This is a genomic window from Variovorax sp. 278MFTsu5.1 (assembly GCF_048305045.1).
GTDB lineage: Bacteria > Pseudomonadota > Gammaproteobacteria > Burkholderiales > Burkholderiaceae_C > Variovorax > Variovorax guangxiensis.
Genome location: NZ_CP157622.1, coordinates 5,485,142 through 5,497,156 on the forward strand (window position 1 = coordinate 5,485,142; position 12,015 = coordinate 5,497,156).

Genomic DNA, 12,015 nt, shown 5'->3' on the forward strand with positions numbered 1-12,015 from the left:
AAGCGCCGTCAAATTCGATCAGGGCATGGCCTGATTCAATAACTAAATGAGAGCGGCAAAGAGAGGCCGCCGATCAATCGCCCAGCGACCCGTCATGCTCCTGCAGATGCGCCTGCCATTCGGGCGCCTGCATGAATGCCAGCGCGGCCTCGAGGGCGCGGGAAGCGCGCACGCCGTCCTGCGTCATGAAGCCGATGGGCGTGCGCACGTCCGGCCCCACCAGCGGCAGTGCTTCCAGCTCTCGGTGGGTGCGCACGGCATCCACCATGCCGCCGGGCAGCACGCTGCAGACCTTGCCCGCGCTCACCGCGAGCGCGAGCGCCAGCACCGAATTGGTCTCGATGGCCGGATTCACCGGCGCGCCCGCTTCGCGCAGCGCCTGGTCGACGATGGCGCGGTTGTGCATGTCGGAGGTCAGCAGGCACAGCGGCAGCTTGCCCGCCTCGGCCCAGGCGATGGGCTCGCCGATGCGCAGTTCGTCAGACGACGGCTTATTCGCACGGCGCAGCAGGAAGTAGTGCTCCACGCTCTGCGGCCAGGCGCTGAGCTTGATGCCCGGCAGGTGCATGCGCTCGGTGTAGCCCAGCGCGAGGTCGATGGAGAGGCTCTCCAGTCCCGTCTCCAGGTCCTGCGAACTCATCGAGAGCACCGCCGGCACGATGCCCGGGTGCCGCTCCTGCAGCATGGCCGCGAAGCGCGAGAGCATCGGGATCGCCGTAGGCACGGCCGCCATGCGCAGGCGCCCGTGCGGGTTGTCCACGTCGCTGCGCAGTTCCTGCAGCAGTACCTCGTTGTCGCGCAGCATGCGCTGGGCCGTGGCCAGCACGCGCTCGCCCTCGTGCGTGAGGCCCACGTACACGCGGGCCCGCTTGACGATGACGACGCCGAACTCGGTCTCCAGCGCGCGCAGCGCATTCGACAGGGCCGGCTGCGTGATGTGGCAGGCCTGGGCCGCGCGGCCGAAGTGCTTGTGCTCGTTCAGCGCCACCAGGTAGCGCATCGAGGCGAGCAGGTTCATCGGGAAAGGCCGTTCTTCAGGTGTTCTTGCTGATCGAAATCGTCGGGAACTTCGCGGAAAAGTCCTTCGCCTTCTCTGCGATGCCCACGGCCACGCGGCGGGCGACCGCCTTGTAGATGCCGGCGGCCTCGCTGTCGGGCTGGGACACCACGGTGGGAGCCCCGCTGTCGGCCTGCAGGCGGATATTGATGTCCAGCGGCAGCGCGCCCAGGTACTCCATCTGGTACTCGGCCGCCATCTTCTTTCCGCCGTCGGCGCCGAAGATGTGCTCGGCATGGCCGCAGTTCGAGCACACGTGCACCGCCATGTTCTCGACGATGCCCAGGATCGGCACGCCGACCTTCTCGAACATCTTGATGCCCTTCTTCGCGTCGAGCAGCGCGATGTCCTGCGGCGTGGTGACGATCACCGCGCCCGTCATCGGCACGCGCTGGCTCAGCGTGAGCTGGATGTCGCCGGTGCCCGGGGGCATGTCGACGACGAGGTAGTCGAGGTCTTTCCAGTTGGTCTGGCGCAGCAGTTGCTCCAGCGCCTGGGTGGCCATGGGGCCGCGCCAGATCATGGCCTGGTCCTGGTCGACCAGGAAACCGATGGACATGACCTGCACGCCGTGGCGCTCCATCGGCTCCATGGTCTTGCCGTCGGCGCTGTCGGGGCGGCCTTCGATGCCCATCATCATGGGCTGGCTGGGGCCGTAGACGTCGGCGTCGAGCAGGCCGACCGTAGCGCCTTCGGAGGCCAGCGCCAGCGCCAGGTTGGCCGCCGTGGTGCTCTTGCCCACGCCGCCCTTGCCGGAGGCCACCGCGATGATGTTCCTGACGTTCGGCATCAGTTGCACGCCGCGCTGCACCGCGTGGCTGATGACCTTGGTGACGATGTTCACCGACACGTTCTCCACGCCCGGCAGCGCCTTGGCGGCCGCCACCAGTTCCCTGCGGATGGCCGCGTGCTGGCTCCTGGCCGGGTAGCCGAGTTCGAGGTCGAACGAGACGTCGCCCTCCGAGACCTGGAGGTTCTTGAGCGAGCGGGTCGCCGCGAAAGGCTTGCCGGTGTTAGGGTCCTGGACGGCCTTGAGCGCCTCCATGAGCCCTTCTGGGGTGAGTGCCATTGATCAAACTCCTGAATGGCCGGTAGTCTAAGGCGCTCGCCAAGCCGGCACCCCGAGCCCTTCCAATAGCCCGACAACGAACAAAAATGCCCGACACAAGCCCCGTCACCGGCCTTCTGCTCACCGGGGGCGGCGCGCGGGCCGCCTACCAGGTCGGCGTGCTCGAAGCCATCGCCGAGATCCGCCGGGCGGCCGGCACGGCGATCACCGGCGCGGCCAACCCCTTCCAGGTCATCACCGGCACCTCGGCCGGCGCCATCAACGCGGCGGCGCTGGCCTGCGGCTGCGACGACTTCGACTATGTGGTGGGCCACATCGCCGACGTCTGGGGCAAGTTCCGCGCCGAGCAGGTGTACCGCGCCGATTCGCTCTCGGTGATCGGCAGCGGCACGCGCTGGCGCATGCTGCTGGGCTTCGGGCGCTTCGCGGCCAACTGGATGCGCATCAAGCCGAAGTCGCTGCTGGACAACACGCCGCTGTCGCAGTTGCTGCGGCGCATGGTGCCGCTCGACCGCCTGCCGCAGCTGATGAAGGACGGCCACCTGCAGGCGCTGGCTGTGACCGCGTCGAGCTACAGCTCGGGCGAGCACGTCACCTTCTTCGAGGCGGCCGTGCCGATGGAACCGTGGGTACGCTCGCAGCGCCTGTCGGTGCGCGACAGCATCACGCACGAGCACCTGCTGGCCTCGTCGGCCATTCCCTTCGTGTTCCCGGCCACGGCATTGCCGATGCAGGGCCACACCGAGTACTTCGGCGACGGCTCGATGCGGCAGTCGGCCCCCATCGCAGCGGCCATCCACCTTGGCGCGCAGCGCATCGTGGTGATAGGCGCGGGCCGCATGCACGAGCCGCGCGACGCCACCGCGCCCAACACCCACAGCGGCTATCCGACCATGGCGCAGATCGCGGGCCACGCGCTGTCCAGCATCTTCCTCGACGCGCTGGCAGTGGACATCGAGCGCCTGCGCCGCATCAACCACACGCTGGGACTGATCCCGGAGGAGGCGCGCGCGGCGAGCACGCTGCGCCCGCTCGACCTGCTGGTGATCTCGCCCTCGGAGCGCCTGGACGTGATCGCGGCGCGCCACGTCGACGCCCTGCCCGGCGCGGTGCGGCACCTGCTGGGCGGCTCGAAGGTCGCGGCCGACGTGAAGGGCGGCGCACTGGCCAGCTATCTGCTTTTCGAGTCGGCCTACACGCGCGAGCTGATGGCGTTGGGGCGCGCCGACACGATGAAGCAGCGCGACGAGGTGCTGCGCTTCTTCGGCTGGACGCCGGCGGCGGCCTGAGGCTCCCGCCGTTCAGGCTGTTTCAGGCGGTTGGCGGCTCGTCCGCCAGCGCCAGCATCACGTCCAGCAGCACGCTCGCGCCGTTGGCAAGCTCGGCCGGCGCCGTGTGCTCCCTCGGGTTGTGGCTGATGCCGCGCTCGCTGGGCACGAAGATCATGGCGGCGGGGCAGATGCGGGCCATCATCTGCGCGTCGTGCCCGGCGCCCGAGGTCATGCGCCGGCTCGGCAGTCCTCGCGCGCGGGCCGAGGCCTCGATGCGGCGGACCAGCCCCGCATCGAACACCACGGGCTCGAAGCGGGCCAGACGGCGCGCCTCGATGGTGACGCCCTCCTCCTTCTCCAGCTCGCGCAGATGGGCTTCCAGTTCGGCTTCGGCGCGCCGCAGCATCGCCTCGTCGGTGTTGCGCAGGTCGACAGTCAGCGTCGCGCGCGCGGCGATGACGTTGATGAGGTTCGGATGCAAATCAAGCACGCCCACCGTGCCGACCTGGCTGCCGCCGTAGCGCCGCGCCAGGTCGCGCACGAAGACCGCGATGGCCGCCGCGCAGTAGCCCGCGTCGTGGCGCAGCCTCATGGGCGTGGTGCCGGCGTGGTTCGACTGGCCGACGATGGAAATCTCCTGCCACGAGATGCCCTGCAGGTCCTGCACCGCACCGATGGCCAGGCCCTCGGCTTCGAGCACCGGCCCCTGCTCGATGTGCAACTCGACGAAGGCATGCGGCACGATGGCGCCGCATGCCATGTCGCCCGCGTAGCCGATGCGCGCGAGCTCGTCGCCCAGCCGCGCGCCGTCGGTGCCGAGCGTGTCGAGGGCGGCGTCTGGCGAGAGGCCGCCCGCGTGCACCAGCGAGCCCATCATGTCGGGCATGAAGCGCACGCCCTCCTCGTTGGTGAAGGCCGCCACCACGATGGGCCGCAGCGTGCGCCGCCCCCGCGCGTCGAGCCAGCGCACCACCTCCAGCCCGGCCATCACGCCGTAGTTGCCGTCGTAGCGGCCGCCGGTGGCGACGGTGTCGATGTGCGAGCCCGTCATCACCGGCGCTGCATCGGTGATGCCCGCGCGGATGCCGAAGATGTTGCCGATGCGGTCGATGCGCACCTCCAGGTCCAGCTCCTTCATCCAGCGCACCAGCTGGTCGCGGCCCTGGCGGTCGGCGTCGGTCAGCGCGATGCGGCAGACACCGCCGCCGTCGATCGCGCCGATGGCGGCATGCGCCTCGATGCGCGCCATGAGCGCGTCTTGCGCGATGCCCTCGCGCCGCAGCCACTGCGCCTGCGCGGCGACGACCTCCTCGCCGCAGCGGCCGGTGATGCCCCGGTAGACGCCGGGCGCCGTCGCGCCCTCGGTGCTGATGAGCAGCACGCGCGCATCGGGGCCCAGCCCGGCGGCATCGCACGCGACGGGGTCGGCCGCCAGCGCCTGCAATGCGGCAAGGCCGGCAGCCCCCGATTCGCCGCTGAGCACGGGCACATCGCCAGCATCGCCGCTCGCGAGCGTGCGCATCGCCTGCTCGGCCTGCGCGTCGGTCACCGTCATGAAGACGTCGACGGCGGGCTGAAGAAAGCGCCATGCGAGCGGCGAAGTCTCTCCGCACGCCAACCCGGCCATCACCGAATCGACCGAACCCGTCGCGCGGCTCGGATGGCCGTTGCGCGCGCTCTGCAGCAGGCAGTCCGCCTGCTCGGGCTCGACGACGATGAAGTTGGGACGGGCCGCCCCGTAGCGCTCCCAGAAATGGCTGACGACGCCCGCGGCCAGCCCGCCCACGCCGCCCTGCACGATGACGTGGGTGAAAGGGCACGGCGCATTCGCGGCGCTGCTCTCGAGCAGCTCATCGGCCAGGATGCCGTAGCCCTGCATCACGTCGCGCGGCACTTCCTCGTAGCCTTCGTAGGAGGTGTCGGAAACCACCTCCCAGCCGTTGGCGCGAGCCAGTCGGGCGGCTTCCTCGACCGACTCGTCGTAGTTGCCCGCGATGCGCACGATCTCCGCGCCCAGCGCCGCAATCGGCGCCTCGCGCTCCTCGCTGACCTGCGCGTGCAGCACGATCACGCAGCGGCAGCCGATGCTCTGCGCGGCCGCCGCCAGCGCGCGGCCGTGGTTGCCGTCGGTGGCGCTGACGACCACGAAGTCGCGCAGCGCATCCGCATGCCTGCCGGCGAGAAGATCGGCGGGCGCCCACCCGCGGTCGGGCCAGCGGCGCAGCACCAGCCTCAGCAGCGCCACCGGCGCGCCGAGCACCTTGAAGCTGCCGAGCGTCGAGCGCGCCGACTCGTCCTTCACCGTCAGCGCGCCGATGCCGAGCTGCCGCGCGAGCCCCGGCAGCGACCATGCCGGAGTAAGCGCGGGCTGCAGCCGCTTCCATGTCGACAGCCACTGCCGGCTCTCCTTGCCGCGCGCGATGCTCATCACCTCGCGCAGCGATTCGTCGTATGCGCGGCGCCGCGCCTGGGGATTCCTGAAAAGCATGTTGTTCGCTCAATCAATCAATCAGTTGGTGGTGTGGCCCTGCGCGGGCAGGCGCATGCGGACGATCTCCGCGAAATAGCGGGCGCCCGTGGCGAGCACCTCGTCGTTGAAGTCGTAGTTGCCGTTGTGCAACGGCGTGCCGCCGGGCTCGCCCTCGGCGCCATTGCCCAGGAACACGAAGGCGCCGGGCACGGCCTGCAGGAAGGCGCCGAAGTCTTCCGAGATCATCATCGGCGCCACGTCGGCGTTCACGTTCTCCGCGCCTACCACGGCCGTGGCGGCGGCCACCGCCGTGGGCACGCACCCGGCCCAGTTCACCGTGGGCGCGAACTCGTGCGTGTAGCTGAACTCGCAGCCGGCACCGTGCATGCGGCAGATGCCCTCGCTGATCTCGCGCATGCGCGCGGCCAGCATGCGCTGCACCTCGGGGTCGTAGCTGCGCGTGTCGCCCTTGATGACGACGTTCGACGGAATCGCGTTGCGGATGCCGTCGGTGATGAACTCGGTGCACGAGACCACCGCCTGCGCGCTGGGGTCGAGCGTGCGCGAGACGATGCTCTGCAGCGCCAGCACGATCTGCGCACCGATCACGATGGGGTCGATGCCCATGTGCGGCCGCGCGGCGTGCGTGCCCCGGCCCTTCACGTGGATCACGAAGTTGTCTTCGCTGGCCATCAGGCCGCCCGCACGCGTGGCGAAGGTGCCGGCGCGCATGCCGGGCATGTTGTGCAGGCCGTAGATCTCGTCGACCGGGAAGCGCTGGAACAGGCCGTCTTCCATCATGGCCTTCGCGCCGCGGCCGTGCTCCTCGGCTGGCTGGAAGATGAAGCGCACGGTACCGTCGAAGTCGCGCCGCTCGCTCAGCAGCTGCGCCGCGCCGAGGATGATCGACATGTGGCCGTCGTGGCCGCAGGCGTGCATCTTGCCGGGCGTGGTGGAGGCGTAGGCGCGGTCGGCGGGCAGCTCGGCGATGTTGAGCGCGTCCATCTCGGCGCGCAGGCCGATCGTGCCCTTGCCGCTGCCCACCTTCAGGTTGGCCACGAGGCCGGTGCCGCCGATGCCGGTGTGCACTTCCAGGCCCAGCGCCTTCAGCACGCGGATGACGAAGGCGGATGTCTTCGCCTCCTCGAAGCCGGTCTCGGGAATCGCGTGCAGCGCGCGGCGCCAGCCGGTGAGCGTGTCGCGCAGAGGTGCGTCGTGGAGGTTCATGGCGGGATGCTATTGACAATGGCGCGAGACAGGTACGCAAAATCGAGGCTTCCGACGCAACGTTTTTGCGCGCACCCAGCATCCGACCAGGCACCCATGACCCCGCTAGACGCCCTCGACCTTCGCCTGCTGGAGCTGATCCAGGCCGACAGCCACATGCCCCAGAGCGAACTGGGCGAGCGCGTGCACCTGTCGACGGCGGCGGTGAACCGAAGGCTCAAGCGCATGCGCGACGAGGGGGTCATCCAGCGCTACGGCGCGGTGTTGTCGCCCGCCGCGCTGGGCCATCCGCTGACCATCGTGGCCGAGGTCGAAGCCGAAAGCGAGCAGATCGAGCGGCTGGACGCGATGAAGAAGAGCTTCAAAGACTGTCCGCAGGTGCAGCAGTGCTACTACGTCACCGGAGAGTGGGACTTCATCCTGGTCTTCGTGGTGCGCGACATGGCGCAGTACACGGCGCTCACGCGGCAGCTTTTCTTCCAGAGCAACAACGTCAAGCGCTTCCGAACGCTGGTCACGATGGACCCGGTGAAGCTCAGCCTGGACGTGCCGGTGTCCGGGAGCTGAATTCCGCGCGGCGCGCGTCGGCGGACGGCATCAGCATCGAGCGCAGCAGCAGGGTCACCGCGCAGACGATGGGCAGCAGCGCCAGCAGTCGTCCCGGCTCGAAGGCCAGTCCGGCGGCCACGCCGACGGCGCAGCCGGTTTTGATCCACGGCGCCACCGCATCCCACCCACGTCGATGCGTCGCGGCAAAGCCGACGAGCGCGATCCAGCCATAGAAGCCGCCGAAGACGGAAAAGACCCAGCTCAGCAGGTAGTAGACCGTGTCCATGTCGCGGAACACGATCGCCGTGCCCAGGCTCCGCCAAGTGTGGCGATAGCCGTCGAAAAGAAAGAAACCGGTGGCCGAGGCGGCCCACCAGAAGAAGGCATACAGGCTCGCGATGCCGGCCAGTGCCGCGAGCCACGCGAGCGCGCGGCGCGTGATGTCGTCGAAGGGCATGTGGTCGCGCCACGCGACGGTGTGTCCGTTGTCCATGCAAGGCTCCAGGTGTGTTCGCAATGGAGGCCGAAGTTAGACACCGGGTGTGCGGGCTGCGTGAAGCCCGTGTGAAATGCGGTGAGCAGAGGATGCTGGCGCGGGAACGCCTCAGCCGTCGCTAGTGGAAGATCGCGATGAAGGCGTAGAAGCCGGCAACGAACCAGCCAGCCTTTGCCGCATTGCCCGCGCTTTCCCTGGAGATCGGATACATCTTCGCGCGCCTCCAGGCCAGCATGTTGAAGGCGACCGCGAGCACCATCCCGCTCACGAAGAGAAGCCCCGAATGCAGCGCCAGCCCACCGATCAGTGAGACCATGAAGATCACGATGCCGGCTACCCAGATGCCGCTGCTGGTGCTGGCAAGCACGTGCGAAAGACCGCCGCAGGCCGAACACTCGGCCGGGTTGGCGCGGCTGGACCAGCGCTTGGCGAGGCTGCCGATGCCGGGTGCCTTGCAATGTGGGCAGGTGTGCGTCATGCGTGAAGCAGAGTGATGGCTACGCCGACGACGATGACGACCATGGCCAGGAGTATCTCGAAGCGGCCGATGCAAAACATCACCGCTATAGGCACGTAGCTGGCAAACAACCGAAGGCGGTCCGCCATGCGGTTACCGCGCGGAAGCACTGCGGCGATGACCAGAGGCGCCACCGTGAGCACGAAACCCAGCGCGACCAGCGCCGCCACGGCCTTGAGCAGAAAGGACAGCGGGATGGTCATCGGCGCAAGATGTCAGTCGTCTGGCAAGTCCGCTCGGCGGTCACCCCGCCTCCGAAATCCCCAGCTCCGAACACACCCGCCCCAGCAGCGCCTTCAGCGACGCCACCTCGGCTTCCAGCCGCGCGACGTTGGCCTTGAGCGCCGCGACTTCGCCCAGCGACACGTCGTGCGACGCCTGCCCCGAATCGGATGACACACCGGCGGGCCGCATGCTTTCCTCGGGCGGCGGACCGCTCAGCAGATGCGCCCAGCGGCTCTCCCGCGCGCCGGGCAGGCGCGGCAGCTTCACCACCAGCGCGCCGGCGGGGCGCTCGGCAAGTTCGTCGAGGAAGCCCTCCACCGACGAGATGTCCGCGAAGTTGTGCATGCGGTCGCAGGCGATGCGCAGCTCGCCCGCCGTCTGCGGGCCGCGCAGCATCAGCACGGTGAGCAGGATCACCGACTGCGACGGGATGCGCAGCACGCGGTCGACGTTGTGCTCGTAGCGGAAGGCCCGCCCGCCGCTGGTCTCGGCCACGAGGCTGTAGCCCCGGAGGCTGTCGACGGCGGCCTGCACCTGCGACTCGGTGAGTTCGAGCACCGGGTTGCGGCTGGTCTTCTGGTTGCAGCCCGACACCAGCGAGTTGAGCGTGAGCGGGTAGCTGTCGGGCACGGTGCGCTGCTTTTCGGCGAGCACGCCGAGCACGCGGGTTTCGACCAGGGAGAGGACTGGAAGGGTTGTCGATGACATGGGGGCTCGGAAAAGAAAACGCGGCCGCAGCGGGGCTCAAGCGCCGTTGATGCGGCTGACCAGCGCCTTCGTGAACGCCTCGGTGCCGGCCGTGCCGCCCAGGTCGCCGGTGCGCACCTTGTCGATGTTCAGCGTCTCGTCGATGGCGGTGCGCAGGCGCGTGGCCAGTTCGGGCAGCTTCACGTGGTCGAGCATCAGCGCGGCGGCCAGCAGCAAGGCCGTGGGGTTGGCGATGCCCTTGCCGGCGATGTCGGGCGCGGAGCCGTGCACCGCCTCGAAGATCGCCGCGTCGGTGCCGATGTTGGCGCCCGGCGCCATGCCCAGGCCGCCGACCAAGCCAGCCACGAGGTCGGAGAGGATGTCGCCGAACAGGTTGGTCGTGACCAGCATGTCGAACTGCCAGGGGTTGAGCACCAGCTTCATCGCGCAGGCGTCGATGATGACCGTGTCGAGCTCGAACTTGCCCTTGTACTTCTTCTCGTAGAGGTCCAGGCCGGTCTCCAGGAAGATGCCCGTGAGCGCCTTCATGATGTTGGCCTTGTGCACGAGCGTGACCTTTTTGCGGCCGGTGGCGATGGCGGTCTCGAAGGCGTATTCGAGCAGGCGGCGGCTGCCCTGGCGGGTGTTGATGCCGGTGGCCATGGCCACGGCATGCGGGTCGCCGTCGATGGGCACATAGTGCTCGTGGCCGATGTAGAGGCCCTCGAGGTTCTCGCGCACCACCGTCAGGTCGATATTGTCGAAGCGGCCGCCGGGAATGATGGTGCGCGCGGGGCGCAGGTTGGCGTACAGCTGGAATTCCTCGCGCAGCCGCACGTTCGACGAGCGGTAGCCACCGCCCGAGGGCGTCTCCAGCGGCCCCTTCAGGGCCAGCCGGGTCTTGCGGATGCTGTCGAGCGTGGCCTGCGGCAACGGGTCGCCCGAAGCCTTGACGCCGCCCAGGCCGGCGATCTGCGTGTCCCAGGCGAAGGGCGCCTTCAGCGCGTCGAGCGCGGCCAGCGTGGCGTCGACGATCTCGGGGCCGATGCCGTCGCCGGGGATGAGGGTTGCGGGAATGGAGGTGGTGGTCATCGGCTTCGTCTCGCTTTCTGTCTGCGCTTTCTGGGTCGGGGGCTGGAGCATACGTCGCCCGCGCGACAGCGGCTCGCCGAGTGCCCCCACGCTCAGGCCACCTTCTGTTTCAGGTGCCGGTGGTAGGCAAAAGTGCCGATGACGCCTTGCACGTGAAAGTACAAGAGAAGCGACGGAATCACCAATGCCTTGATACCGATCTGATGACCTCGCAACAGGACCATGATCATCAGGGCGATGAAATAGGCAAGCATCGCAATAGCGCAGAGTCGACTTCTCCGGGAAATGCCGTAGGCCGTGACAGCCACCGTTGCCACGATCACCAAAGGCATTGCAATCAAACCGAACATGGCCCCGGAGAGAAGAATGATGACCGCCACGAAGATGGCGAACACCACACTGGCAATCCAGGCATGGTGGATCTTCCTCAGCACAGCCGGCGGTACCGCCGGCTCGACGACCGGAAGCGAGGATTCCACCACTGGCGACACAGAAGGGGCGTCAGACATAGCTTGTCAAGAGCATGGCTTGCTTGTCACTGGGCACCGAAAAGACCGGTCGCGAGCAAGGCTCCTTCATCCCCTCTCCTAATGCGCACCCCATCTTGAGGATCACCTGTGTCCGTATAAGCGTGTTCTCCGAAAAATGATGGCTGCTTGAACTGAATCCCGTGCTCACGGAGAGGCTAATAACTCTTGATCCAGCAAGGACAGACGTCCGACCACGTATCCGGCCGGCAGCAGCGCACCCGGAGCAATGACCGCATTGGCCCCGATGCGCACCCCATCCCCGATCAGCGCCCCGAACTTCTCGCACCCCGTGCCCTGCAGCGCCCCACCCTCGCCGCTGCGCACGAAGATCTGCTTGTCCGCCCGCTCGTTGCGGTGGTTGCACACGATGCTGCCGGCCTCCATGTTGACGCCCGCGCCCAGCACCGAATCGCCGACGAAATTGAAGTGCGCGAGCGCGGTGCCGGCGAAGACGAAGGACGACTTCAGCTCCACGCCCGGCCCGATGCTGCAGCGGGCATCGATCCAGTTGCCGCCGCGCAGGTAGGCGCCGGCGGCCACGAAACAGTCCGGCCCGAGGATCAGCGGGCCCTTGAGCACCGCGCCCGGCTCGACCCGGGCGCTGCGGTGGATGGCGATTTCACCCTCGACGGCATAGTCGCCGGCGGGCAGTCCGGCCAGCAGCCGGCGCACGATCTCGGGGGCGCGCGGCGGCAGTTCCCAGGGCAGCGAGGCGCGCCATGGCGCCAGGGGCGAGCCGGCGAATCCGGCAATGTAGTCGGCAAGGTCGATGGCGTGCGGCATGGGGTCGATGCTGCCACCGAACCCGCCCGGAAGCCGCGCGAC

13 protein-coding genes and 1 pseudogene are annotated in these 12,015 nt (G+C 68.5%); 2 read left to right on the plus strand and 12 right to left on the minus strand.

Going from position 1 to position 12,015, the window contains the following annotated elements; all coding sequences use genetic code 11:
- Positions 1–73 precede the first annotated feature (73 nt).
- Together ABL844_RS25385 and apbC are read right to left on the minus strand one after the other, a co-directional pair.
- Positions 74–1,018 (minus strand): LysR family transcriptional regulator, encoded by a 945-nt coding sequence (locus tag ABL844_RS25385; protein WP_126024750.1) that lies wholly within the window; start codon positions 1,016–1,018, stop codon positions 74–76.
- 16 nt (positions 1,019–1,034) lie between these two features.
- The gene (gene apbC / locus ABL844_RS25390) at positions 1,035–2,126 is read right to left on the minus strand and encodes an iron-sulfur cluster carrier protein ApbC (protein WP_418129448.1); all 1,092 of its coding nucleotides are present in this window, start codon (positions 2,124–2,126) and stop codon (positions 1,035–1,037) included.
- A gap of 86 nt (positions 2,127–2,212) precedes the next feature.
- Here apbC and ABL844_RS25395 point away from each other — a divergent pair, with 86 nt between their 5' ends.
- Entirely contained in the window at positions 2,213–3,415 is a 1,203-nt protein-coding gene (locus ABL844_RS25395; RefSeq protein WP_184642515.1) for a patatin-like phospholipase family protein, read from the plus strand.
- Positions 3,416–3,437: 22 nt separating this feature from the next.
- Here ABL844_RS25395 and ABL844_RS25400 read toward each other — a convergent pair whose 3' ends face one another.
- The 3 genes and pseudogenes from ABL844_RS25400 to ABL844_RS25410 form a co-directional block, all read right to left on the minus strand.
- Positions 3,438–4,646 carry a M20 family metallo-hydrolase gene (locus ABL844_RS25400; RefSeq protein WP_418131953.1) on the minus strand — a complete coding sequence of 403 codons (1,209 nt, stop codon included), beginning with the start codon at positions 4,644–4,646 and terminating at the stop codon, positions 3,438–3,440.
- A gap of 39 nt (positions 4,647–4,685) precedes the next feature.
- A pseudogene (locus ABL844_RS25405) lies at positions 4,686–5,885 on the minus strand (diaminopropionate ammonia-lyase); the annotation flags it as partial.
- A gap of 21 nt (positions 5,886–5,906) precedes the next feature.
- Positions 5,907–7,094, minus strand: a complete 1,188-nt coding sequence (locus ABL844_RS25410) for a M20 aminoacylase family protein (RefSeq protein WP_418129450.1) — start codon at positions 7,092–7,094, stop codon at positions 5,907–5,909.
- 96 nt (positions 7,095–7,190) lie between these two features.
- Between ABL844_RS25410 and ABL844_RS25415 the strand changes: the two genes are divergently transcribed.
- Positions 7,191–7,661 carry an Lrp/AsnC family transcriptional regulator gene (locus ABL844_RS25415; RefSeq protein WP_184642518.1) on the plus strand — a complete coding sequence of 157 codons (471 nt, stop codon included), beginning with the start codon at positions 7,191–7,193 and terminating at the stop codon, positions 7,659–7,661.
- Here ABL844_RS25415 and ABL844_RS25420 read toward each other — a convergent pair.
- The 7 genes from ABL844_RS25420 to ABL844_RS25450 all read right to left on the minus strand — a co-directional run bounded on the left by ABL844_RS25420 (position 7,630) and on the right by ABL844_RS25450 (position 11,973).
- Positions 7,630–8,136, minus strand: a complete 507-nt coding sequence (locus tag ABL844_RS25420; protein ID WP_184642519.1) for a hypothetical protein — start codon at positions 8,134–8,136, stop codon at positions 7,630–7,632. The two genes, ABL844_RS25415 and ABL844_RS25420, sit on opposite strands and share 32 nt — an antisense overlap.
- Positions 8,137–8,257: 121 nt before the next feature.
- Positions 8,258–8,617: a hypothetical protein gene (locus ABL844_RS25425; RefSeq protein ID WP_418129452.1), complete on the minus strand. Its 360-nt coding sequence runs from the start codon at positions 8,615–8,617 to the stop codon at positions 8,258–8,260.
- Positions 8,614–8,859: a hypothetical protein gene (locus ABL844_RS25430; protein WP_418129453.1), complete on the minus strand. Its 246-nt coding sequence runs from the start codon at positions 8,857–8,859 to the stop codon at positions 8,614–8,616. The genes ABL844_RS25425 and ABL844_RS25430 overlap by 4 nt, the downstream gene beginning before the upstream one ends.
- A 40-nt stretch (positions 8,860–8,899) precedes the next feature.
- Positions 8,900–9,589 carry a YceH family protein gene (locus tag ABL844_RS25435; protein WP_126024743.1) on the minus strand — a complete coding sequence of 230 codons (690 nt, stop codon included), beginning with the start codon at positions 9,587–9,589 and terminating at the stop codon, positions 8,900–8,902.
- A gap of 36 nt (positions 9,590–9,625) precedes the next feature.
- Positions 9,626–10,660: an isocitrate/isopropylmalate dehydrogenase family protein gene (locus ABL844_RS25440; RefSeq protein ID WP_418129455.1), complete on the minus strand. Its 1,035-nt coding sequence runs from the start codon at positions 10,658–10,660 to the stop codon at positions 9,626–9,628.
- A gap of 92 nt (positions 10,661–10,752) precedes the next feature.
- Complete coding sequence (locus tag ABL844_RS25445) at positions 10,753–11,169, minus strand: hypothetical protein (RefSeq protein ID WP_418129456.1); 417 nt, start codon at positions 11,167–11,169, stop codon at positions 10,753–10,755.
- A gap of 165 nt (positions 11,170–11,334) precedes the next feature.
- Positions 11,335–11,973: an LpxA family transferase gene (locus ABL844_RS25450; protein WP_418129458.1), complete on the minus strand. Its 639-nt coding sequence runs from the start codon at positions 11,971–11,973 to the stop codon at positions 11,335–11,337.
- Positions 11,974–12,015: the final 42 nt, after the last annotated feature.